The sequence below is a fragment of the Nocardioides marmoraquaticus genome (assembly GCF_054777915.1).
On record NZ_BAAHAA010000009.1, the window covers coordinates 94891 to 118724 of the forward strand.

21 protein-coding genes are annotated in these 23834 nt (G+C 68.2%); 9 read left to right on the forward strand and 12 right to left on the reverse strand.

All coding sequences use genetic code 11. From position 1 onward, the window contains the following. Positions 1 to 100: 100 nt before the first annotated feature. The 4 genes from ACYU8I_RS09200 to ACYU8I_RS09215 are packed head-to-tail and all read right to left on the reverse strand — an operon-like array spanning position 101 to position 4085. On the reverse strand, positions 101 to 2224 hold the full coding sequence (locus tag ACYU8I_RS09200) for a heavy metal translocating P-type ATPase (protein WP_460839817.1): 2124 nt from the start codon (positions 2222 to 2224) through the stop codon (positions 101 to 103). After that, positions 2221 to 2589, reverse strand: coding sequence for a Cd(II)/Pb(II)-sensing metalloregulatory transcriptional regulator CmtR (gene cmtR / locus ACYU8I_RS09205; protein ID WP_460839820.1), 369 nt, complete (start codon positions 2587 to 2589; stop codon positions 2221 to 2223). The genes ACYU8I_RS09200 and cmtR overlap by 4 nt, the downstream gene beginning before the upstream one ends. A 42-nt stretch (positions 2590 to 2631) precedes the next feature. Beyond that, on the reverse strand, positions 2632 to 3420 hold the full coding sequence (locus ACYU8I_RS09210; RefSeq protein WP_460839823.1) for a cytochrome c biogenesis CcdA family protein: 789 nt from the start codon (positions 3418 to 3420) through the stop codon (positions 2632 to 2634). 2 nt (positions 3421 to 3422) lie between these two features. Then, on the reverse strand, positions 3423 to 4085 hold the full coding sequence (locus tag ACYU8I_RS09215; RefSeq protein ID WP_460839826.1) for a DsbA family protein: 663 nt from the start codon (positions 4083 to 4085) through the stop codon (positions 3423 to 3425). A 52-nt stretch (positions 4086 to 4137) separates the two neighbouring features. Here ACYU8I_RS09215 and ACYU8I_RS09220 point away from each other — a divergent pair, with 52 nt between their 5' ends. The 5 genes from ACYU8I_RS09220 to ACYU8I_RS09240 all read left to right on the forward strand — a co-directional run bounded on the left by ACYU8I_RS09220 (position 4138) and on the right by ACYU8I_RS09240 (position 7928). After that, complete coding sequence (locus ACYU8I_RS09220) at positions 4138 to 4731, forward strand: TlpA family protein disulfide reductase (RefSeq protein WP_460839828.1); 594 nt, start codon at positions 4138 to 4140, stop codon at positions 4729 to 4731. Positions 4732 to 4766: 35 nt separating this feature from the next. Continuing rightward, a complete protein-coding gene (locus tag ACYU8I_RS09225) occupies positions 4767 to 5453 on the forward strand; it encodes a M23 family metallopeptidase (protein WP_460839830.1) in 687 nt (228 codons plus the stop codon). A 949-nt stretch (positions 5454 to 6402) separates the two neighbouring features. Then, entirely contained in the window at positions 6403 to 6795 is a 393-nt protein-coding gene (locus ACYU8I_RS09230; RefSeq protein WP_460839832.1) for a ClpX C4-type zinc finger protein, read from the forward strand. Further along, positions 6788 to 7495: an ATP-binding cassette domain-containing protein gene (locus tag ACYU8I_RS09235; protein ID WP_460839835.1), complete on the forward strand. Its 708-nt coding sequence runs from the start codon at positions 6788 to 6790 to the stop codon at positions 7493 to 7495. Before ACYU8I_RS09230 ends, ACYU8I_RS09235 begins: the two co-directional genes overlap by 8 nt. Positions 7496 to 7592: 97 nt before the next feature. Continuing rightward, positions 7593 to 7928 carry a hypothetical protein gene (locus ACYU8I_RS09240; RefSeq protein ID WP_460839837.1) on the forward strand — a complete coding sequence of 112 codons (336 nt, stop codon included), beginning with the start codon at positions 7593 to 7595 and terminating at the stop codon, positions 7926 to 7928. A gap of 609 nt (positions 7929 to 8537) precedes the next feature. On the opposite strand, the gene ACYU8I_RS09245 is transcribed toward ACYU8I_RS09240, so the two are convergent. The 5 genes from ACYU8I_RS09245 to ACYU8I_RS09265 all read right to left on the reverse strand — a co-directional run bounded on the left by ACYU8I_RS09245 (position 8538) and on the right by ACYU8I_RS09265 (position 12531). Beyond that, entirely contained in the window at positions 8538 to 8906 is a 369-nt protein-coding gene (locus tag ACYU8I_RS09245) for a hypothetical protein (protein ID WP_460839839.1), read from the reverse strand. Positions 8907 to 9138: 232 nt separating this feature from the next. Continuing rightward, complete coding sequence (locus ACYU8I_RS09250) at positions 9139 to 9804, reverse strand: hypothetical protein (RefSeq protein ID WP_460839841.1); 666 nt, start codon at positions 9802 to 9804, stop codon at positions 9139 to 9141. Between the two features lie 223 nt (positions 9805 to 10027). Further along, positions 10028 to 10960: a hypothetical protein gene (locus tag ACYU8I_RS09255; protein WP_460839844.1), complete on the reverse strand. Its 933-nt coding sequence runs from the start codon at positions 10958 to 10960 to the stop codon at positions 10028 to 10030. A gap of 258 nt (positions 10961 to 11218) precedes the next feature. Beyond that, positions 11219 to 11494, reverse strand: coding sequence for a hypothetical protein (locus tag ACYU8I_RS09260; RefSeq protein ID WP_460839847.1), 276 nt, complete (start codon positions 11492 to 11494; stop codon positions 11219 to 11221). A gap of 713 nt (positions 11495 to 12207) precedes the next feature. Beyond that, positions 12208 to 12531, reverse strand: a complete 324-nt coding sequence (locus ACYU8I_RS09265) for a hypothetical protein (protein WP_460839849.1) — start codon at positions 12529 to 12531, stop codon at positions 12208 to 12210. Between the two features lie 365 nt (positions 12532 to 12896). On the opposite strand from ACYU8I_RS09265, the gene mobF reads away from it, so the two are divergent. Together mobF and ACYU8I_RS09275 are read left to right on the forward strand one after the other, a co-directional pair. Then, positions 12897 to 17063 (forward strand): MobF family relaxase, encoded by a 4167-nt coding sequence (mobF, locus tag ACYU8I_RS09270; protein ID WP_460839851.1) that lies wholly within the window; start codon positions 12897 to 12899, stop codon positions 17061 to 17063. Positions 17064 to 17415: 352 nt separating this feature from the next. Further along, positions 17416 to 17742, forward strand: a complete 327-nt coding sequence (locus tag ACYU8I_RS09275; protein ID WP_460839853.1) for a helicase associated domain-containing protein — start codon at positions 17416 to 17418, stop codon at positions 17740 to 17742. A 152-nt stretch (positions 17743 to 17894) separates the two neighbouring features. Here the strand turns inward: ACYU8I_RS09275 and ACYU8I_RS09280 are convergent, their stop codons facing one another. After that, positions 17895 to 18716 (reverse strand): hypothetical protein, encoded by an 822-nt coding sequence (locus tag ACYU8I_RS09280; protein ID WP_460839854.1) that lies wholly within the window; start codon positions 18714 to 18716, stop codon positions 17895 to 17897. 154 nt (positions 18717 to 18870) lie between these two features. Here ACYU8I_RS09280 and ACYU8I_RS09285 point away from each other — a divergent pair, with 154 nt between their 5' ends. Continuing rightward, complete coding sequence (locus tag ACYU8I_RS09285) at positions 18871 to 19878, forward strand: hypothetical protein (protein WP_460839857.1); 1008 nt, start codon at positions 18871 to 18873, stop codon at positions 19876 to 19878. Between the two features lie 410 nt (positions 19879 to 20288). Here ACYU8I_RS09285 and ACYU8I_RS09290 read toward each other — a convergent pair whose 3' ends face one another. Together ACYU8I_RS09290 and ACYU8I_RS09295 are read right to left on the reverse strand one after the other, a co-directional pair. Further along, on the reverse strand, positions 20289 to 22121 hold the full coding sequence (locus ACYU8I_RS09290) for a hypothetical protein (RefSeq protein WP_460839859.1): 1833 nt from the start codon (positions 22119 to 22121) through the stop codon (positions 20289 to 20291). Between the two features lie 222 nt (positions 22122 to 22343). After that, complete coding sequence (locus ACYU8I_RS09295; RefSeq protein ID WP_460839862.1) at positions 22344 to 22718, reverse strand: PH domain-containing protein; 375 nt, start codon at positions 22716 to 22718, stop codon at positions 22344 to 22346. A gap of 183 nt (positions 22719 to 22901) precedes the next feature. Between ACYU8I_RS09295 and ACYU8I_RS09300 the strand changes: the two genes are divergently transcribed. Further along, positions 22902 to 23816 (forward strand): tyrosine-type recombinase/integrase, encoded by a 915-nt coding sequence (locus ACYU8I_RS09300; protein WP_460839865.1) that lies wholly within the window; start codon positions 22902 to 22904, stop codon positions 23814 to 23816. The last annotated feature ends 18 nt before the right edge of the window (positions 23817 to 23834 follow it).

The window sequence follows — 23834 nt, forward strand, 5'->3', positions numbered from 1 at the left end:
GCGACGCCATGCTCCTGCGCGCGCTGGCCGTCCTCACTAACCCCCGGCGCCCCGACCCGGCGGCGCGCCTCCGTGATGCGTGAGATCACCTGGATCGGATTCATGGCCGGTGTTGGGTCACATGAATGGGCGTCAGTGGCGTCGCCGCGATGCGGGCAGCGCGTACGCCGTTGAGGATGACCAGCACTTCGGCGGCCTCGTGCACGAGCACCACCTGCGCGAGACCCATGACTCCGAAGAGTGCGAGCGGGACGAGCACGACGATGATGGCGAGAGCAAACCCGATATTCCCGGTCATCAGTCGCCGTCCCCGACGGGTGTGCTCGAGCGAGCGCGGGATGAGCCGCAGGTCGGAGCCCGTGAACGCGACGTCGGCCGACTCGATCGCCGCGGCCGACCCCGTCACCCCCATGGCGATGCCCACCGTGGCGCCGGCAAGGGCCGGGGCGTCGTTGATCCCGTCGCCCACCATCGCCGTGGGACGCTGCCCGACCAGCTCCTCGATCGCGGCCGCCTTGTCGGCCGGAAGCATCTCGGCACGGACGTCGTCGATGCCCACCTCGGCCGCGAGGGCGCGGGCAGTGCGCTCGTTGTCGCCGGTCAGCATCGTGACGTGCATCCCGCGGGCACGTAGCTGCCGGACTGTCTCGACCGCCTCCGGCTTGAGCTCGTCGCGGATGCCCAGCAACCCGGCCACCTGGCCGTCGACCTCCACCACGACGAGGCTCATCCCGCGACCAGACATCTCGTGGGCCGCCTCCTGCAGCGGACCGGCGGGCACCCAGCGCGGGCTGCCGACGCGGACGGCGTGACCGTCCACCGTGCCCCGGAGACCGTGGCCGGCGACCTCCTCGACATCGCTGGCGCGCGGGCGGTCGGACGCCGCTCGCAGCAAGGCCGCTGCGAGCGGGTGGGTGCTCTCGGCCTCGACCGCGGCCGCGAGCCGCAGCACGGTCGCTTCGTCGAAGTCGACCGCCGTCACCACCGCGACCACCTCGGGCTCGTTGCGTGTCAGCGTCCCGGTCTTGTCGAAGGCCACCCCCCGCACCGTGCCGAGCTGCTCGAACGCCTCGCCCGACTTGATGACGACGCCGAGCCGGCTGGCCGAACCGATCGCCGAGATCACCGTGACCGGTACCGCGATGGCGAGCGCGCACGGCGACGCCGCCACGAGCACGACCAGCGCACGCTCGAGCCACAGCAACGAGTCGCTGGTGAGCAGCCCGAACGCCGCCACGACAGCAGCGAGGCCGAGGATGGCCGGGACCAGCGGGCGTGCGATCCGGTCCGCCAGGCGGGCACGTTCGCCCTTGCGGGCGTACGCCTCCTCCACGAGGCGCACGATCGTCGTCAAGGAGTTGTCGGAACCAGGCGCGGTGGCGCGCACCCTCAGGCTCCCGGCGCCGTTGACGGATCCGGCGAGGACCTCGTCGCCGGGCCCGACCTCGACGGGTATCGACTCGCCCGTGACCGCGGAGGTGTCTAGGCCCGACCGCCCGCTGACGACAACGCCGTCGGTGCTGACCCGCTCGCCTGCGGCGACGAGGAGCACGTCGTCCACCTGCAACTCGGCGACCGGGAGGGTCTGCTCCTGCGGGCTGCGCTCGACCCGCGCGGTCTGGGGGATCAGGTCGAGCAGCGCCCGCAAGCCACGTTGCGCCCCGGCCATCGCCCGGTGCTCCAAGGCCTCGGCGATCGAGAACAAGAACGCCAGCGCGGCCGCCTCAGCAACCCGACCGAGCGCCACCGCACCGACCGCGGCGATCGTCATCAGCAGCCCGACACCGAGCCGCCTGTGGCGCAACCTGACCAGAGCGCCCGGCACGAACGTCGCTCCGCCGGCCAGCAGCGCGCCCCAGTCGAGGACGAGACCTGCCGGCTCCGAGACCCGCCACCCGACGATCAGGCCCGCCACGACGAGGACGCCCGAGATCGCCGGGAGCAGGAGCGTGCGGTCGCGCCACCACGGCAGGTGCTCGGCCCGCGCCAGCGGATCGCTGGGCGGCGCGGGGGGCGCGCAACAGTCGTCGGCGACCTGTTCCGTCGCTGCGACCGGAGTTGCGGTCTCCGGTGCGCAGCAGTCGTCGACCTGGAGCGCGTGGATGCGGAGGCTGCGCGTGAGTGTTGCGCGGGCGCCAGAGACGGGCGGGCCCTGCTGAGGTGTCGACTCGTGCGCGCAGGTGCAGGCGCCGTCGCGGTCGTCGGAGCAGCATCCCCCGCTCATCGACCCGTCTCCTCGCGCACCTCGGTGCAGCACCCAGGCACCTTGCACGCCGCGTCGGCGCACGGGGAGCCGTCGCGCACGGCGAGCACGACCGACATCAGGTCCTCGAGGGCGCGGGTCAGGTGGGGGTCGCTGATCTCGTAGCGCACCTGCCGTCCCTGCGGTTCGGCCACGACAAGCCCACAACCACGCAGACAGCCGAGGTGGTTGGACACGTTGGGCCGGGTGAGGTCGAGTGCCTCGGCGATGTCGCCGGGAAAGGCGGGCCCGTCCAGCAGGTGCAGCAGGATGCGGCAGCGGGTCGGATCGACCATCGCCCGGCCGAGCCGCGACATGGTGTCGAGACGATCGTGAAGTGTCAGCACAGACTGAACTGTACACTTGCTGCTGAATGCTGCGCTCGCGGCTCAGATTGGCGGTTGCCAGGCCAGCAGGGTGCCCTGGAGCGACGCGATCAGGGCTGACCACACCCCGGTCACCTGCGTCAGCCCGACCACGACGAGCACCACGCCGCCGCCGACCGTCAGCCACCGGGTACGGCGCCGCACCCAGGCAAAGACACGCATGGCTCTGGTCAACGACAGCGCGGCGAGCACGAAGGGGATCCCTAGGCCTAGGGCGTAGACGAAGCTGAGGGCCGCACCGCGGCCCGCCGTGCTCGCCGACGTCGCCAGGGCAAGCACAGCCGCGAGCGCAGGCCCGATGCACGGCGTCCACCCCACACCGAAGGCGGCGCCCAGCAGGGGTGCGCCCAGTAGACCGGCCCGCGGCGCAGCGATGACCCGGATGGTGCGTCCGAGGACAGGCAATCGTTGCCCGAGCCCGGCGAACAGCAGCCCCATGGCGATCGTCAGCACGCCCGAAACTCGGATGACGGTGTCCTGGTGGGCCACCAGGACGGCCCCGACCGCGCCGAAGAGCGCGCCGTAAACGGTGAAGACGGCGGCGAACCCACCCACGAACAAGACGGCCCCGAGAACGACACGCGCCCGTTGTCGCCGGGGTACTGCGTCGCCACGGAGCTCGGCGGTGACCGGGGACCCGTCGGCCCCGGCCATGCCGGCCACGTAGGACAGGTAACCCGGCACGAGCGGCAGCGAGCACGGCGTGAAGAACGAGAGCACCCCGGCCAAGGCCGCGACGGGGACCGCGGCCAGGAGCGGACCGGACAGGACAACCTCCTGCAAACCCTCCACGCTCAGCGCGCCAGCGCCTCGTCGATGGCGTCGTAGAAGTCCTGAGCCGTGCGGAGCTGCAACGGCTCGCCGTCGACGTAGAAGGTGGGCGTGCCCTGGACCCCGAGCGCTAGCCCATCCTCGACGTCGCGCTGGACCCGTGCGGCGACCTTGTCGGAGGCGTAGTCGGCGTCGTAGCGCTGCAGATCGAGGCCGACATCGGCTGCGAACGTGCGGAACACGTCATCCAGGGGCACCTGCTGCTCCCCCCACTCCGCCTGCGTCTCGTACATTCGCTGGTACATCGCCTCGAACTCCCCCTGCCGTGCCGCCGACTCGACCGCACGCGCAGCCCGCTCGGCGTTGAAGTGGCTCGGCAGGGGGAAGTACCGCGCCACGAAAGTGACCTCCCCCGCATACCGCTGGCGCAGATCTTCGACCAGCGGATAGGCGGCCCGACACCCCTCGCACTCGAAGTCCAAGAACTCGACAACGATGACGTCGCTGCTGCCCTTCTTCCCCATCACGCGACTGTCGTCTCGGACCAGACGCGTCCCCGCCTCGCTCGACGGCCTCGCCAACACCGGCTCATCGTCGCGCGACATCACCAGCCCAATCGCGATCGTTCCAACGATCAAGACGAGCACCGCGCCGAGGAACACCGCGATCTTGGTCTGGACGGTCACCAACTACCTCCGAAAGTTTGTTGCTACTAGATGCGATAGTAGTGTGCGAGTCGTGACGACCTCGGCGAGGACCGGCCGTCGAGCCTTCCTCTTTCTCGCGACCGGCCCGACCTTGGCGACCTTGGCCGGGTGCGTCGGCGGCTCAAGCACGCCGACGCCCTCAGTCATCCTCGACGGCTCCGACGATGGCGTCATCGAAGAGTTCGACGCCGCCAGCCGAGTGTCGGTCGACAACTTCTCCGCGCGCCTACTCAACGGTCGTCGGGTCGACGCCTCACGTCTGGACGGTGTCGTCACCGTGGTCAACGTCTGGGGATCATGGTGCGCGCCGTGCCGAGCAGAGGCACCTGCGCTCCGTGCCGTCGCCAACGCATACCGCAACCGCGACGTCCGCTTCCTCGGTCTCAACGTTCGCGACAACCCCGCCGCAGCTAAAGCGTTCGAGCGAAGGTTCGACGTCCCCTACCCCAGCGTCCACCCCGACGACGCTGCCCAAGTGTCCCTGGCGTTCGGCGGCACGCTCACCACCACCGCAGTCCCGACCACAGTGGTCATCGACCGCCGGCGCCGCGTCTCGTCACGCGTCGTGGGCGAAGTCACCCGCCCAACCCTCCGGGCGCTCGTCGAGAGCGCGCTCGCCACGTGAGCCCACCCGGTGCACCGCTCCCCCGAAAACGCCACGTGATCACTCCCGTGGTTCTCGCCTCGGTCGCGCTGTCGGCGTACGCACACGGCGACGCCTCGGCACCTGCAGGCCAGGCGAAAAGCGAGAACAACTGGCGCACCAGCGGGCTCATCACAACGGACGTCGAAGCGCGACGGGCCGCCGTGAGTCGTGACGCCGCACGAAGCGCGACCGCCGCCCCGGATGCCTCGGCCACACCGTCGGCAGCCGACGTTGCAGCACGCGTCGCCGCACAAGAACGCACAGCTCGGCGGGCCGCACGTCGAGCCTCCGAGCTCGAGGCAGACCAGTGGGTGGCGCCGCTGCTCACCTACCGCGTCACAGCGACCTTCGGCGAGTCGGGTTCAAACTGGGCCGCAGGCCACACCGGCGTGGACCTCGCCGCGGCCAGCAGGACGCCCATCCGGTCAGTGAGCGATGGCACAGTGGTCAGCAGTGGCTGGTCCGGCGCCTACGGACTGCGCACGGTCATTCGCCTCGATGACGGCACCGAGCTCTGGTACGCCCACCAGTCCACCACGATGGTCTCGCCAGGTGCGCCAGTGCAACCGGGTGACGTCATCGGCACCGTCGGCGCCACTGGGAACGTCACCGGTCCACACCTCCACCTCGAAGCACGCTCAGACCCAGACGTGACCGTTGACCCGCGAACAGTGCTCCGAGACAAGGGCGTCGACTTGTGAGACCCAGTTCGTCGCACGCCCTAGCGAGACTTTCCCACCCTGCAACAGCCTCGGCGAGCCCCGACTCGTCCACGCCGCGGCCGGCCCGATGAGCGAATCCAGATTCCAGCTCGCCGAGCTCATCACCACCGCGCTCCTCGAACTGGGAATTTACGAGGAGCAAGTGGCTCCGGGCCCCGGAGCAGGACCTACGGATCGACCTGATCCGCGCGACAGGCCGGCACGTCGCCCGCCACCGAGGCTGGCACGTAGAGACCTCCATCTCGCCCAAACGGCGCAGCGCCACCGACGTAGCTGTCGTGCGAATCGCGGCGGTGGGCGGGATGGGACCACTTCGCGAGCAACTACACCTCGCCAGACGCGCGCGCACTGTGCGAGAAGCCCTGAAGCAGGCGCGCACACCACCGCCTCCTCCACCACCACCACCACCACCACCACCACCACCACGATGGTCGAGATGACCACGACGAAGCTGATGACTCGAACGGGCTGAGCGGACATCTGCTGGCCGGATTTGACCCGCGGCAGTCCTATGACGCCGACTCAAACCAGCGACCCCGTGACGCCGAGTCACGGACGCTGGTCCCACCCGACGTGGCAGGTCGAGCCGACAGCGCCGACGGCCGTTGAGCAACTCCAGTCGCGAAGCGTCACGCACGCCCGCTCAGCTGGCTTCAGTTCGTCGCCACCGCAGGCGCCACCCACACGTCGACTCGCACCCAGATCGCCACTGCGACGTTCAATCTGGATGGGAGCGTTCATCCCATCCAGCGTCGTTTTGCTGCGTCGACGACTCAGTCGGCTGGCCCGACCATGTAGAGGGCGAAACCTCGCCCACTGTCAGGGTATCCTTGACGCAAGAGGGTGTCCTAGCCACTCCTAAGCCGCCTGGCGACCTGACTGTCCTGTCGTATCGCGGGTCACCGTTCGATGAATTGCTAGCGAGGAGATGTCCGTAGACTTTGATGTCCGGAACAAGGTGTGCTCGTTCTGCGGCAAACGCGGCATCCCGGAGGAGAAGCTCGCCGGGGGCCTCGGCGCGATGATCTGCAAGACGTGCGCCGCTCACTGCGCAGCTGTCCTCGACTCCAATCCGACCCCCGTCAGCGACGCGATGCCGCCCTGGGGCGACGCTGACGACACCGCCCTCCTCGGCAACCTCACGCTCATTGCCGCCAACGCCGAGCAGAGCCACCTGTTCCTCGTCGAGTGGGTCGACCTGCTTCGCACCCGCGGCGTCTCGTGGGCGGCGATAGGGGCAGCGCTCGGGGTGTCACGCCAGGCGGCGTGGGAGAGGTTCTCGGCCAAGGTCGACCGGCTGCGGGCCGTCCGCCATGCCTGACACCGCCGGACCTGCAGCCACGGGCAGCTCGCCGTCGACTCTGAAGCTGGACGGACTGAGGTTCGCCTACGGGCGCCGGGGCCCAGCCGTCCTCGACGACGTCTCGGCCACCTTCCGCAGTCGCTCCATCGCCGTCCTGGGCCCCAACGGGGCCGGGAAGTCGACCCTGTTCTCGATCCTCTCGACGGCCCGCACCGCCAAGGCTGGAACGTTCGCTGTCGACGGCGAACCCCTCGGTCACGGCATAAGCGCCCGCCGGACCTACCGCGCCGGGTTCGGGATCGTCCCCCAACGGCTCCGTATCACCCCGGGCTACACGTGCACCGAGTTTCTCCGCTACGTCGCCTGGCTCAAGAACGTGCCCGCCGACCGCATCGCCAACCGCATCGCGACGGTGCTCGACCAAGTCGACCTCACCGACCGTGCCGCCGCCCGCGTCGGCACCCTCTCCGGCGGCATGCACCAGAGGCTCTGCCTCGCCGCCGGGCTCATCAACCAGCCACGCCTCCTGCTGCTCGACGAACCCACCGCCGGCCTGGACCCGATGCAGCGCTCCGACCTCCTCGCGCACCTCGCATCGTCACCCAGACGACGACCCTGGTCATGGCAACCCACCTCGTCGAGGACGTCTCCACCCTGGCCGACGAAGTCCTCGTCCTCACCAAGGGCCGAGCCGTGTTCGCGGGCGACATCACCGTAATGTGCGGAAAGGACCGGGAGAACGTCACCGGTGGCGACGTCGAGGCTGCCTACCGCCGCCTCGCCCACCCCAGCAACCAGACTGGTGGAGCACCGCAGTGAACCCCGGATTCTCGCTGCTGTCGTTGCGTTCCGCCGTCGCGGTCTACTGGGTCGCGACTCTCAAGTCACCCGCCCGGTGGGTCGGGTGGGTCAGCTGCGTCTCGGCCTTCGCTCTTGCGACGACACCAGACACGTCGTCGTTGTTGCCCGGGTTGGCGGATCCGCTGAACCTCGCTCTGACGAGCGTTGTCTACCTCGCTCCGCTCGCTGCTGGCGGTGCGGCACTAAACGCCGCATCCCTCCGCAACGGCGGGATGACGCTGGTGGCGTCGTCGTCGCAGCGAGGGATCGGTGCCGCGGGTTGCGCCTTGGGCCTGGATCATCAGCACTGACCTGGCCTCGCCCGGTGTCGTCGCTAGCCTCGGTCTGGCGACCGTTGGTTCAGCACTCTGGTACAGGAGTCTGACCAGTGCGGACGGTCCCGCATGAACCGGGCAAGACGCTCCCGCGACGTCGCCGATCCCACCCCCTCGACCGCAGGGATCACCGCTGCGTGGTGGGTGCCTTCCGGGGCCGCGCTCGGGCCCTCCGGGGTCGCCGCTCAGGACTGTTGTGCGTCGTCCAGGAGGTCCGACAGTGTTGTCAGGCTGGACACCTCACCCACGACCACGGCGGCGACCCGAGCGTCCTTGCCCAAGATGACGGTGGTGGGGACCGCCGAGTAGGGGATCTTGCCGGTGAAGGCGAGGAGCAGGTCACCGTCGGGGTCGTAGAAGGACGGGCAGTCGATGTCGATAGTCGCCGACCGTCGTCAAGCCTCTAACACTGAGTCATGACCGGCGGAGATGCCCCACGTTGCCGGCGAAGGAGCGACGAGACGCCGGACAGCTTTCGTAGCGCGATGGCCCGCTGGGACACCCAGCCCACCGGCACGTGTCACTGGAGTTGCCGTCGTGTCCCTCGACTGGAGGCTGAGAGTGGGCGATCCGCGCTAGCACGCGTCATCGGCCTAGTCGTATCCCCCAGCTATGCGCGGAGCGAGGTCGCGTGGCGGGCAGAACTGCCAGGGTGAGCCGGTAGAGACCGAGTGCGGCTACCGCGAGGCTCGAGACGAAGCAACTCGTGACGGCGGCCGTCGAGGTCACCTCGATCGACGCCGGTACGTTCTCGTAGCGGTCCACGTAGTCGAAGGCCAGGCCCCAGGTAACCCCGTAGACCACGAAGGCACAGGCTGTGACGCCGGACAGAGCGAACGCCACCGCCGAGACCCACCGGGGGTGTCGAGTGCCGCCGATCGAGATGCACGCGACGATCGCCAGCGGAACCGTGATCAGCGCCCCGGTGAACCCAACCGTCTCAAGCGTCTCCATATGCACATTGTGCGGGACGCCTCAGACAGATGCTGGCGATCCGCCCACTCATCACCCGCGGGCAGAATCTTGATTGGCCATCTCGGCCGCAAGTCGCAGCTCCAGTTCGCTTTCATTCCGGCTGAGACCGTGATCGCGCAGCGCATCCGTCCAACTATTCCGATCGTGGATCGTGGCAACCCACCGGAGAATTGGGCTTCTGGAGGCGCCTCTGCCTGTACTCGAGAAGCGTTCAACGTGCGGCTACGGCTTCCTCGAACGGGTCCGTTGCTAATGCTCTTGCCTTGCTGTAGTTCGCCAACATCCGTCTCACTTCAGCCGCCAGGCGTGCCTGAGCGGTGGTGTGAGCCTCCTCCAGGACACCCAGCTCGATCGCAATGCCGTCGAAAGATGCCTCACTCAATGTTGTGACGTCGTAGAAGCCCTCTACGGCCTGCATTTGCCACGCCGCTGCTGTTTGGCACATGTTCCGGTGAAGCGCTCGGAGTAGACGCGTCCTGGAGGGCCGCGTCGAGTTTGCCTCAATCCTCGACATCAGCCAAAAAAGTTCTTTCATTGACCGAGTCATATCGTCAGACGCGTCATCGAGATTCCGATGCGCCAGTTCGAATCGAGCCTGCCATTTGTGCGGTTTCGCAGTATGGTCCCACCGGTCTAACGCCTTCTGCAGCTTCCGCATATCGCGCCAGTCCAGATCCCAGGTTTCACGGGCCTTCAGTACTCGATTCTGCCGCCAGGCCAGATTCCGCGCCACTGAGTCGTGCTCCCGCACCAGCCACTCGCCCAAGTCTGTAAGTGAGGTCAGCCAGCGCTCAGCGCGCCGCCTGCGGTAATCAACGGCTGGCACTACCGCCAGCTGAACGAGGAGGGTCCCAAGAAGTGTCAAGAGTGCGCCCAAAAAGAGATTCTGCAATCTTTCTCCCTCCTATCGCACGGCTCGGTGTACGACAACGGATCGGGCGCGTCATCAAGGGCACCTTAGGCAACGCGACTGACAGAGTTGCTGACTATAGAGGTACGCATCGCAGCCAACGTCCGCACCACGGACGGCTCCGAGACAGTTGCCATCGCGCTTGACGGACTTATGCCGTGAAGCCATCTGAGCCGCGAGCCGTCTCGTCTCAGAAGCCTCTTCCAAACGGGTTCCCGGGGTCAATCGTGCTCAGACGACTCTTCAGCTCCTCTAAGTACCGGGTCTCCGACAACGACGCCGCGGTCAGCCCCCCTAGCGGGCTCGTGGCTTTCTTCTCCATCGCGATGATTTCCCGCTCAAGGCGCTCAACGTGGCGTCGTGGATTCACGAGGTCTCGCAGGTCGTCTTGGTCGCTGCGACTGCGACTCGGGGCGCTTCGAACAGCCTTCGGAACTGCCGTCGTGATGTGCCAAGAGCCGTCGTCATTCCACTGGATGTCTGGCACGAGCGGCTCAGACCCCGACGCACCAACGTCGTATCCCCACGCCGCACTCTTCTGAACGATGCTCTCAATGCTGTCTCGTGTACTTGCAGCCCGCCGATCCGCCGAGCGCAGGGAGCCGCGCAGGCTTTTCATGACGAGGCGTCGGCCCAACTGCGGCTCGCTGAGCAGTTTCTGTCGCCAAGCCTCGGCCTCGCGAGGCGTCCCAGCGGCTATAGCCAGATCGACCAGATCCTCAACGTGCTGGTCACTCAACTCCTGTTGCAGGCGAAGCGGAGGTCGGGGCGCCCCTTTGCCGGCTACTACCCGTTGAGGCTCTTCCTCACGTTCGACAGGCGGCTCGCTCGTCACCGCGGGTTGCTCCAAAGCGGCGGTATCCGCGTCCGTGACATCCGCCTGAACGTCTTCTTCGTCAAGGGAGGTCAACTGTTCAACGTCGCGCCGCAGATCGTCCTCGAGCTGCTGGGGTCCGAACTCAACAGCGCCGCCCAACCCCTCGACGCGCAACAGCTGAGCGAACTTGCGCTGGATTGGCTCGCGGAACGTGAAGACCGTGACAAGCACAACGGCAGGCCAGAGCAGCGCCCTGATGTAGGAAAGCAGTAGCTCTGCATCGGTGATGATGAACTTGAAGGCCACCCAGAGGGCTAAGACCCCGAGGCACGCACTCACTGCGACCAACCACCCGGGTCCCTTGCGGGTAACACCTGAAGCCATGAGCGGACCGTACGCGGCCCCTATACATCAGGTCAGCGCCATCTCGGCTTCGAAGCGCGTTCCGCAACACACCTGCACCTCACAGCCGGCCAGTGTGAGCGTCACCGACTTCGGCGAGCCACTACAGGTCCGGATCGATAAGAGGCAGGTCTTGCAGCGTGCAGGTGAGGAACCAGGTGTTCAGCATGCTCTGCGACTCGTGCCAGCCGGCCGCGGCGGGGTTGCCGAGCTCGAGGAGGAAGTCGACCCGGTACTTCGCCCAGGCGCGACCTCCTCGGCGGTCTCGCGAGGCACGCCCGACTTGAGCGTGAGCCACGTGTCCCATGTGTCAGGCGCGATCTCACGAGCGGCGAGCTGCCCGTACTGGTGCTCGTCGTAGATCACGTTCGCGTCCGGGTCGACAAACACGGCGAGGGTGCCGTCGGAGAGCTCGTGGATGGGTTCGAGGCCGCTCATGGCAGCCATCGTCAGGCCAGCCCGAAGGATCCGCCACCACACTGCCGCGTGATAACTAGCAGGACTGTCTGGATTTGCTTGCCGACCGCGCTGGGGTCGAGTGCTCCGTCGACCTTGATAATGATGGGCTGTGCGTTGCCTCCGGTCGTGCGGCGGGTTCCGGACTAGCGCACGATGCGGCCGCTGTTGGAGGGCACGAACAGTTCAGGTCCGATCTCGCCACCAGGAAGGTCCGGCAGGCCCCACCGGGCTACCGCGGGCTCGCTGATGAGGCCAGCAGGTTTCCGCCGCTGGCCATGCCGCGAATGATCTGCCGTCGACCTTGACGGTGACCGATTTTTCTTGACTCGCAAATCCCGCCTCGAGCTCCCTGGCATCGCGGGCAGCACCGGCCATTCGTTCAGCAGCGATCTTCGCCCACCCGAACCCGGGGATCTTTCCGAGGGCCCGCAGCATTCCGGCCTACATGTCCAACAGGTTTGCGACCCCGCGGACGATGGGCCGCAGCGCCGACGCGAGAGTTTGTTCCACAGCCACGTCGCCGTCCAGCCCACGGCACCAGGGCCCTTGGCGAGCGCCCCACCACTTTGAACCGTCCCCGATTCAGTGATTGGTGAGTTTGACCCGAGAGCGGCTGCTTCATCTAGCCGACGAACCGTCACCCACTCCCCTGCTGGACGCTTTTCGCCCTCGCCCGCCAGCGGGCCTGGGTGCTAGCCCGGCTGCTTGCCCGACTCGACCGGGGGTGTGACCGCGAGACGTCGCAGTCGGGTCACTTCTCGGCTGGACAACGTGCCCCCGCACCAGTCCACGGCCTCCCCCAGCGAGAGACCTTCCTGCTCGGTCATCTCCCGTAGCGCCTCGCCCGCGCGTCGTTCGGCCGCAGCGACCATCGCGTCGCGCTCGCCGAGCGCGACCATCACCTGCTCGACCAGACCGACGACGCGCCTCTCGCGGCCGGCGCGCTCGCGCCGCCGACGCTCGGCCATCTCACGTGCTATCCGCCGCGCCCGCTGCTTGATTGTCTGCTGACTCATCTTGCCTCGCTCGTCTAGGAACCGACCACGTCAGCCACCTATGACAACCGGAACCCCCGCACCGATCACCGACCGGCGGATCCGTCCCGGCGCGCCGTCGGTGACAACGTCCGCCGCACCCCGGACCAAGACGACCGGGACGCCGTACGCCACCGAAAAGACCCGACGCAGCCGCATCTGAATCCGAAGCTGACCCCGACAGCCATCACGACTGCAACGACCCACCGCGTCCCCCCATCAAGATCGAACCGTCGAAGTGCCACACACCTCTTGCATTCTCGGTGTGTCGAACAGAGAGAACACGCGCAGCAAGGTGCGCTGTCGTGACCGCCCCGGGCCTCGAAATGACCTAGGAGGGCGTGACCATGAGCATCCACAAGCTCACCGCCGGCTCGGGGTACGACTACCTGACCCGGCAGGTCGCCGCTCTCGATGCCACCGACAAGGGACACGTCGGACTCGCGACCTACTACACCGAGAAGGGCGAGACCCCGGGTGTATGGGTCGGCTCCGGCATGGCAAGCCTGGACGGTCTCGACGTCGGCGACGTGGTCACCGCCGAGCAGATGCAGAGCCTCTTCGGCTCCGGCCACCACCCGCTAGCAGCCGAACGGGAGCGCACCCTCAACGCGGGTCCGCGCCAGCCGCATCAAGCCCCCCCTACAGCGGCTGAACTCAGGCACGCAACGCGGCTCGGGACCCCCTACAAGGTCTACGACAACGACGTCTCAGCGTTCCGGATCGAGGTCGCGAAGCGGATCGAGGCCGTCAACCGCACCGCAGGACTGCCTGGAGACTGGGCGGTCCCCGCCCACGAACGTGCCTGGATCCGCACCGAGGTCGCTACCGAGCTGTTCCGCGCCGAGCACGGCCGCGACCCGGCTGACGCCCGCGAGCTGGCCGCTACCATCGCCAAGCACTCGCGCCCGCGCACTAACGCCGTGGCCGGCTACGACCTGACGTTCTCCCCGGTGAAGAGCGTCTCGGTGCTGTGGGCGATCTCCGACTCCAAGACCGCCGCGGTGATCGAGCGTGCCCACCGGGCCGCGATCAGAGACGCGGTCGGCTTCATCGAGTCCAAGGCGTTGTGGACCCGACGGGGCACCAACGGCGTGCGCCAGGTCGACGTCGAGGGCTTGATCGGGACCCTATTCACCCACCGCGACTCCCGCGCCGGCGATCCCGATCTGCACACGCATTTGGCCATCTCGAACAAGGTCAAGACGCTGGACGGAGCTTGGCTGGCCATCGACGGGCGGCCGCTGCACAAGGCGGTCGTTTCGGCCTCGGAGACCTACAACACCTCCCTGGAGCGGCACCTGGTCGACGCTCTCGGGGTGCGGTTCGCCGAGCGCCCCAACGAGGACGCCCGCAGGCGGCCGGTGCGCGAGATCGTCGGCGTCGATCCCGACCTCAACCGCCGGTTCTCCAAGCGCCGCGTCAGCGTCGAGGATCGCCGCAAGGTCCTTGCCGCGGCGTTCCAGGCCACCCATGGCCGCCCGCCCACGCCGGTCGAGACCATCCAGCTGTCCCAGCAGGCGACCTTGGAGACCCGCGAGGCCAAGCACGAGCCGCGGTCGCAGGCCGAGCAGCGCGAGGCGTGGCACCGCGAGGCCGTCGAGGTGCTCGGCACCCCGCAGCGCGTCAAGCAGATGGTCCACGGCGCCCTCAACCCCAACCTCAACCAACGCGGAGCCACCCGGTCGCTGGCCGACTCTGCGTGGTTCGCAACATGGATCGAAGGGGCCACCGACCGGATCGTGGCCACGATGGAGGGCAGCCGCAGCACGTGGCAGTACTGGCACGTCTACGCCGAGGCGCAGCGCCAGGTCCGTGGCGCCGAGGTCCCCACCAAACAGGTCGCGCAGGTGGTCGACCTGCTCGTGGGAGAGGTGCTCGACGGACGCTCAATGAGCATGGCGCGGTCGTGGGACACCACCAGCGAACCGGTCGAGCTGCGTCGGGCCGATGGCGCCTCGGTCTACACCCAGGCCGGCTCCGACATGTTCACCTCGAGCAGGGTCCTCGCCGCCGAGCGGCGCCTCGTCGACGTCGCCGGCCAGCACGACGGGTACGCCGTCGAGGCGTCGTCGGTCGACCTCGCACTACTGGAGTCGACGGCCAACGGCGTCACGCTCAACGCCGGGCAGGCCACGCTGGTCCGCGAGATGGCGACCTCGGGTGCACGCCTCCAGCTGGCGATCGCGCCCGCCGGTTCCGGCAAGACCACCGCCATGCGCGCGCTCGCCATGGCGTGGGCTGACGGCGGCGGCGCCGTCGTGGGCCTGGCTCCCTCAGCGGCGGCGGCCGACGCACTGCGCTCGTCGATGGGGGCGCAGACCGACAGGCAGATAGACACCCTGGCCAACCTGACTCACTCCCTGCAGCAGGCGCGCGCGTCCGGCACCGGTGAGTACGTGGGGCTCCCGGGCTGGGTGGCCGGCATTGATTCATCCACCCTCGTCGTCATCGACGAGGCCGGCATGGCCGACACCCTCTCGCTGGATGCTGCGGTCTCATACATTGTCGGGCGCGGCGGCAGCGTCCGCCTGGTCGGGGACGACCAGCAGCTCTCCGCCATCGGCGCCGGCGGCGTGCTGCGCGACATCCAGGCCACCCATGGTGCGCTGCAGCTCAGCGAGCTGGTGCGGTTCAAGGACCCCGCCGAGGGTGGCGCCTCGCTAGCGCTCCGCGAGGGCAAGCCCGAGGCGCTGGGCTTCTACCTCGACCGCGGCCGCGTGCACGTGGGCGACCTCGCCACTATGACCGAGGGTGTCTTCGGCGCCTGGCAGGCCGACCGCGCCGCCGGGCTGGACTCGATCATGCTCGCCCCCACTCGCGACCTGGTCAGCGAGCTGAACCAGCAGGCTCGTGCCCACCGCCTGGCGCAAGAGAGCGTCACCGGCGGTTGCGATCCGGGCCGCGTGCGCCGCCTCTCCGACGGCAACGAGGCCACGCTCGGCGAGCTCATCATCACCCGCGAGAACGATCGCCGGCTGCGTGCCTCGGCGACCGACTGGGTCAAGAACGGCGACCGCTGGAGCGTCCTGAAGATCCACGACGACGGCGACCTGACCGTCCAGCACACCCGCCACGGCCGCACGGTCAGGCTGCCCAGCGATTACGTCGCGCAGGCCACCGAGCTGGGGTACGCCTGCACCGTCCACACAGCCCAGGGCGTCACGGCCGACAGCATGCACGGCCTGGCCACCGGCACCGAGTCGCGCCAACAGCTCTACACGATGATGAGCCGCGGTGCCCATGCCAACCACGTCTACCTCGAAGTTGTCGGCGACGGTGACCCCCACTCGGTCATCCACCCGACGCTGGTGCGCCCCCTCACCTCGACCGACATCCTCGAATCGATCCTGGCCCGCGACGACGCCGCGCGATCGGCGAGCAGCCTCCTCCGCGAGCAGGCCGACGCCGCCACCCGGCTCGGCGAAGCAGCCCAGCGCTACCTCGACAGCCTCTACGTCGCGGCCGAGAGTTTGCTGCGCCACGACACCACACGGTCCGTCGACGGCACCGAGACGAGCCTCGTCGGCGCGCTGGACCTCGCCGTCGATCAGCTGGCACCCGGTCTGTCGGACGAGGCTGCGTGGCCCACGCTGCGCGCTCATCTGCTCCTGCTCGGAGCCGCAGGTGAGAACCCCGTCGAGGCGCTACGGGCCGCAGCCGGCGACCGCGAGCTCGACACCGCGCGCGACCGCGCCGCCGTCCTCGACTGGCGTCTGGACGCCTCCGGACTCCGCAACGCCGGCGCCGGCCCACTGCCCTGGATGCCCGGCGTCCCGACCCGATTGGCCGACGACCCGCACTGGGGTGGCTACCTGACCCAGCGCGCACAGCTGGTCGATGAGATCGCCGGCGAGGTCCGCCGCCGCGCCAGCGACCAAGCAGACGGGGGCGGTCTGCCGGCGTGGGCACAGAACGGCCTGCGCCCGACCGACACCACGGTGGCCGACGTCGAGGTCTGGCGCGCGGCCATGCAAGTCCCCGCCGATGACCGCCGGCCTACCGGTGCCCCGCAACTGCAGAAGGCCTCCGCGATCTGGCAGCGACGCCTCAACCGCGCCGTCACCGGCGACCACACGCCCGCGCTCGAGGAGTGGCGCCACCTGCTCCACTCCCTGGCTCCGCAGGTCCGCGACGACGAGTTCACCCCGCTGGCTTCCGGTGGAGTGCCCATTCCGTCTCGGGACGGACCTCGCGTGTCATCGACTCAGCGCAGGCCGGGCACCACTCGGCGTCGTAGGACACGCGCCCGACTCGCTTCGGGACATTGCCCGAAATGTCTTCGCCGCACTCGAGCTCCGTCGCCGCGCGCGGCGACGGCGGTCCGCCTGCGATCAGGTGGATCAGCTCATCCGCTGTGGCAGCCAGCCCGCCTTGCTCCAGAATCCTCCAGCGGTTTGCGGATCGTTGGTAGGAGGTCATGGCGACCCGTACCTCGCCCGACCTTGCACTCAGGAGCGGCCATGAACCGCGTCGCCGGGCGAGTTCTTCGATATGGCGCAGTTCGCTGCTGACGTCACGAGCCGCCAGTCGTCCCCAGAACCCGCCGTAGCGCAGGAAGAGCAGGGCCCCGTTGCTTGTCTGAGGGTGCCACGGCTGCCCGATGGCGCGCTCGCTCATGTTGCCTACGGCTTCGACAAGCTCCTGGTCCGCAGCTGTCAGCTCGCGTAGATCGTCCTGTGCGATGTCACATTCAGACATTGTCACTCCCTTAATTCAGTGGCTGCTGGGCGCCAAGCGGATCACGCCTGGAGCCGTTGTGTCGCGTCGAGGATCGGAGGAGCTCTGGCCCTCCTGACTCGCGCGCGGTTACTTCATTCGCTGTCGGGCACGAACGTGCACTGAGCGGTGTCGTTCGAACGACTCGTGCGTCACTTCGCGGCCCGTGCAGGTCACGCCCGCGTGCCCACCGGCCACCTCAAGGCCGCCGACACCGCGACACCGACTGGTGACGAGGCGCCGCTGCGCCTGGGGCAGTGGGTAATCGCGCAGCGGCCACAACACAAGACCGACGACCTGCCTGCAGAGCGCATCAAGCAGCTCGTAGACGTACCGGGGTGGGTGTGGCACGTGCGTGTGTACGCGTGGGAAGGCGGACCCGAAGCGCTACGAGACTTCGTCAAGCCCACGGCCACGCGCAGGCAGCTGCTCCTCATGTCCACCACGGTTACAAGCTCGGTTCGTGGCGGATGACCCACCGCCGGACCATTCGGCTCGGCGAGCTTCAAGAGCACCAGCTGCTGTGCTGGCGCGCCTCGGTGTCGGGTAGGCCGAGCCTGACCTTGCCGCTGCTATGACGCGCATCCTGCCGTCGCAGTGCTATCTCGGCTATTCGGGTCTGGCGCTTACTCGGCGGTGCAACGCTGGTCGAACAACGACCAGCCGACCTTGAGGACACGGAACACCGCAGAGAACTCGCTTACGAACTCGCGCAGGTCGCCACCCGTGGTCAGCTCCTCCATCGGCACCGGGTACCGCGGATCCCTCCCGACTCGCACGCGCTTGGTGCTGGACCGTGTCATGTTGGGCCACACCAGGCTGTGGGCGTCGCCGCTGAGCTGCCTCCACAGCGCCACGATGCCGGCTTGCAGGCTCGGTTCCGAGAACACGGACCGACCTGCCTCCCGGATGACCACGGTGTCGAAGTGACGCTCCGCCTTCACTCCGTCGCGCGCCTCCAAATCCGCGATCCGGTCCTCGACCACGCCCCGGGCCTGGCCGCGTCCGGCATCGTCGAGGCCGTTGTTTGGCTCCTCCACCCACTCGAGCAGTCGCCGGTGCATCTCGAGTGCAGCCCGTGCCCCACGGGAGCGGCGTACAGTGGCGTCGGAGGGGCTCAACATCCAGACTCCCCGCGAGGCCCCCAAGAGTGCTCCTCTCAGCGCCGTGGGGTGCGCGAGCGGAAAGGCCTCTCCTGCTTCGATGCAGACGCGCGCCATGTTCAGGTGCTGCGTTCCTGACGCGAACTGGTGCCGGGCGAGGTCATGAAAGGGCGTCCCGAGCCCGTGTGTCGCCTCGGTATCGAGCGCCATCTCACTGCCGGGCTCGGGTTCCTCGAGACCGCGAGAACGCTCGCGCCACCCATCAAGGTCGCCGTACATGCGTCGCAGGGTCTGCAACTGCGCCGCGTTGGTGATGCGACGAGCACATTCGTCTGAGGACGTCACGCGTCCAGTGTCGCGGGCGCACCCCGGACTTCACGCCAAGCGGCCGTTGTCCTCGCCCGCATGTCGACTCACTGTCGATCGCGCTGTGCACCACCCGTCCTAGGGTCGGTGCCTGCCGAGGCCAACGCCACCAGAACTTGGCATCCTGTGCCGGGTGAATCAGAACTACTTCGAGCGCTACGGGCTTCACGAGCCCGAGCGCATCGGCGACGCCAGACGTGACGCGATCGCAGTCGAGCTCGAGCGCCTCGCACGCGCCGAGGGCGCCGATGACGACGCCCAAGCACTCGAGTACCTCAAGTGCACCCTTGAGGCCATCGCGAAGGTCATCCTCGACCTCGCCGGGGAACCAGCCGCTAGCAACGCGCCTTTCGACACGGTAGTAAACAAGGCGCACCCGCTTCTCGCACAGCAACCCGGCATCGAGCTGGAGCACACGTCACCCTTCGGTGATCTCGCCACCCAGGCCCGCAAGATGGCCATCTCCATGAGCAACATCCGCAACAACTACGGGTCGGGTCACGGTCGCGCCCGCAGTCCAGAGGTAAAGAACGAGATGCTGCAGCTCGCTAAAGACGGCTCCCTCCTGTGGGCGCGCTGGGCTCTCCGCCGCGTCGACCACTTCGCGAACGGGCGTCCCGAGACTCTCGTACGAGACCTTGTCGGTGACCCCAACGGGCGCATCGTGTTCTACGGCGGGAGCCTCACCGAACGCTTGCGAGACGCCGACCTGCGCAACCAGGAGTCGCACCACGCCCGAGCCATCGGCGCGGCCGTCGGCCAGCGAGCCGCCCAAGGCACCTTCGTTGTTGCTGGTGAAGGTGTGGCGGCCCCCGTCGAAGACCCAGACCTGGAGAACTGGCCGGCCGCCTACCGGCTTGGAGTCGCAAGCGGCCTGCTGTTCGGGCCCGACGGCATCCCCAGCATTAGCGCCTGGACCCTCACGCGGGCACTGCAGGTGTGTCTACCCATCACAGACCACCCTGAGGACGTCGCCAGTCTGCTCGAGGACGTCGTGACCGCGATACTTCCCGGCAGCCTTAAGGGTGAGCCGGACAGCATCGCGAAACTCAAGGCACTTATCGAAGGTGCTGGACCCCAACGGCCCGAGCCCGAACCCGCAGCCTGGGCCAGGCTCTCCCGACACCTCGCCGAAGACTAACCCCGGGCTACCTTGCCGGCACCGTGGCCGGCCTACGCCACCAGTAGCCACCCGAAGCTGCGCGGTGAACTTGCCCCCGTCCTAAGCCAACTGGCTGAATTGCTCGCCCGCCGACCGCGGCCCGAAGACGACGCGACCGTTGACATTTACTAGAAGGGCGAGGCCACCGATCCCAACGGCGAAGATCACGATCGCCGTACCGGCGCCGACCCGGCTTGAGACACCCAACTCCTGTGTCATACCGCCGCCTGCCGGCACATCCGACGGTGCGCACAGACAGCCCTGCTGGCCTTCTCCATGGCTCAGAGATCGACGTTGGCGCCACCGCTTGGGCCGCGTGGGGGCATCGGTCCGTGGCGGGCGGGTTGACGGCTTCGCCGGCACGTCGATGGGCGCCTGTCCGTCCCCGATTACGGCAGGGCGTCGGCTGCGCGGAGGCGGTCTGCCCAAAAGCGCAGGCGGTCGCGGGCGTAGTTCCGTTCGTAGCCGGTTGTGCCGCCGTCTGCCTGGGAGACGAGTGCGGCGTGGACCGCTCGGAGGTGGCGTCGTGCGGTAGCGCCGTCACCGGAGGCCAGCGCTAGCAGGCCCAGCGACTCGCTGCGCATCTGGTTGGGGGCCGGTCCCATGAACGGTTCGGCGTCCTGCGGGATGCCCTGATCCCGCTCGAGCACGTCGCGGGCGACGGCGTACTGCCCGAGGGTGTCCAGGAATGGGACGGCCGTCTGTGTGATGAGCGTGGCAAGGTGTCGCAGCCGGTCGGGGGACGTATCGCCGTCCAGCACGTGGTGCATCTCGACGTCCAGGCTCTTGTGGCCCGAGACCTCATCGTCCGGGTGGTCGCCGGGGTGGGCGGTGGCGAAGCGGGTGCCGTAGCTGAGGTGAACCCCGACTCCGGTGGTGAGGCCGTCGTCGTCTGGCACCCAGCCGGTCGACACGCTGATGGTGACCCGGTCCTCGCGGTCGGTGTGGCGCCGGTGCCAGGTGCGGGGCCCGCCTCGCAGACCGGCCGCCCGCAGCGGGTTACCGAGGTGCTCCCGGAGGTGAGAGTCCATGGCCGCTCGTGCCTTCTCGGTTGCCCGGCTGGCCTTGCGGCGGATCTCCTTGGTCTTGGCCTGGTGGATCGCCTCCGTGCGTGCCGCGGCCTCGCTGTCGCGCCCAAGCGCCGCGCCGACCTTGCGCACCAGGTCTTTGCGGTGCAGGTCCCCCAGCAGGGTTGCGAGCACTCGGCGGTCCTCGGCCGTGTCACGTGTGACCAGCGCGTCGACGGACGCCGAGGCGACCTTGAGCGCCAGTGCCTCGGTGAACCCCGCGAGTCCGTTGTGGGCCGAGCCGCGCAGGGCCAGTTCGCCGAGGAGCCGCGGTGGCCACGACGCGTCGGGGATGGTGGTGGTGGCCAGCGCGGCGGCGCGGACGATGTCGGCGTTCGTGCCGCGGAACAAGGTCCCCATCGCGGTGACGCCGACATCGCTGGGGGCGAAGCCCGGATACAGCGACACCACGTCGGCCTCGGCCGCGAGTCGGACCCACGTCTCGAGCAAAGCAATGGCCGCATCGGGGCGCAGCGCGTCGGCGACTTGGCGCAGCCATCGTTGTGAGGGTCGTCGGCGGCCGAGGTCGCCCAGGAGCCGGACGAGGGGCGCGATGTCGCTGGCGGGCAGGTCCCGTGCGGCGTCGCGTGCACGCGTGCCCCACCGGTCGCCGTCGGCGACCAGGGACAGATCTAGCAGGTCCGGGGGCGTGGACGCGGCCAGGGCCCGGAGGGCCAGCTCGTGCAGGTCGCGCTGCTCCTGTCCCTCCACCACATCGAGGCGTGTTTCGGTGACGTAGCGGCGGAGGGCGTGGAGGAGCGCCGCGTCCGCCTCACCGTGGTCGCACACCTGCTTGGCTCCGCGCAGGGCGAGTGCGGTGGCTCGTTCATCGGCGCCGAAACCTTGTTGGACGAGCGTAAGGGCGAGCGTGGCGGTGGCCGCGGTCCACGGCAACGCGACTCGGCTCAGCTGTACCCACGGCTCGCGGGGCCGGCCCCAGACGTCCAGGGTGTGGTCCTCACGCCCCACCTCGACAATGTTGAACGTAATGGGGACGTTTTGCTGCGACTCCTCGAGCAGCACCAGGACGCCGGAGAGACGCGCCTCGCCGGACAGGCGGCTGTCGCCGAGGACGTCAGGCCACCCGGACAGCTCCGCCCCGAGACGTTCCAGCTCGGCTCGGAACCGCGCGCGATGCTCATCCACGCTCGTCATGGGGTGAGTGTGCCTGGGCGACGCCGTCGCAACAGCGAAACCCTGGGTTCCGAGGCGCCGACCGTTCGACTCATCGGCGAGCTCGCTTCGTCACACACTAGACGAACCTCGTGGCTGCGAACGATCTGAACGCGCGGCCCCGGCGATCTATGCGATCCCGCCCTGGGAACAGGGGCGTCTTATCGCCGCGCCAGGGGAAACGACGGATCCTGGAGTCCGCCGTTACTTGAGCACGGCCCAAGCGATCAATGAGTCCAGACGCCGGATGTCGGTGCCCTTCCCGACCTTGATCTTGATGTGTCCGGCCCGCGTCCACATCTCGATTTCTGCGTTCATGTCCAGGAGCCGACCAGCGTTCTCCGAGGACCACATGTTGATGGAGCTGTACGGCAGGGAGTAGATCTCGACCTTCTTGCCGGTCATGCCCTGCGCGTCACGCACGATCAGTCGCTTGGTGGTGAAGACCGCGCTGTCCCGAAAGGTCTTGAACGCGGCGACCGGAGTCTCGCCCTGCACCATTAGTTCAGAAACGTCGGGCGGAATCGGGATCTCTTGCATGAACGTCCATGCCGTGATTCCGGAGGTTTCGAGAGCCATGGCTGGACCCTACAGAGCACCAACCCTGAACATGCATTGTTCGCAAAGGGGGTGCCGCGGCCGGCGTCTTACCGCCGCCTGCTTACGGCAGGCGCCAGCGGTAGCGTCCGAATTTCGAGTGCCTCGTCGTGTCAGCGGCGAGCGCGGCCGGGCCTCGCGCTGGTTCGTCGCATGAGGTGCTCCATGTCCAATCCGACGCGGCTCCTGCCGTTCCAGCCCCTGTCCATGACAACCGCACAACTAGCTGCAGTCTCGTTCCTGGCCAGGTACGCCGGACACACCCACGAGCTCTACTCCTACCAACTGCGCCGCTGGTTCCAGTGGTGCGAGACCACCGGCCTCGATCCCTTGATCGGCATCCAGCGAGCTCACGTCGAGCTCTACATCCGCAGCCTGGGCGACGCTGGACTGATGGCGTCCTCGACCAACACGATGATGCACGGCGTCCGGGGCTTCTTCCGTTTCGCCCATATCGACGGCCTCATCCCTGCCGACCCGGCGGTGTACGCCCGACTACCCAAGGTCCACCACGACGAGTCGAGGACCCAGGGCCTGGACCGACTCGAGCTGATCCGCTTCCTCCAGATCGCTCAGACCATCACCGTCCACCACGGCGCCCTGGCCTACCTGCTGGGCATCAACGCCCTCCGAGCCTCAGAAGCAGCCTCAGTGCGGATCGAGGACTACGCCGAGACCCTGCGCGGCCACCGCGTCCTGCACCTGGTCGGCAAGGGCGACAAGCCCGCCACGATGCCTCTCACGGTCCCGGTCCTGCGCGTGCTCGAGGCCTGTCGCGGCGAACGCACCAGCGGACCACTGGTGCGGCGACCCGTCTCGGGTGCGCCGATCGACCGCCGTGACGTCTATCGGATGGTGCTGCGGGTCGCGAAGGCAGCCGGCATCCCGCGACACATCAGCCCGCACTCGCTGAGGCACGCTGCGATCACCAACGCCCTCGACGCAGGCGTCCCGCTGCGCGACGCCCAGATCCTGGCCCGACATGCTGACCCGCGCACAACCGAGCACTACGACCGCGCCCGAGGCAACCTCGATCGTCACGGCGTCCACTTCCTCACCGCCTACGTCGCAGGTGTCTAGCTCGGCATAGATCCGCAT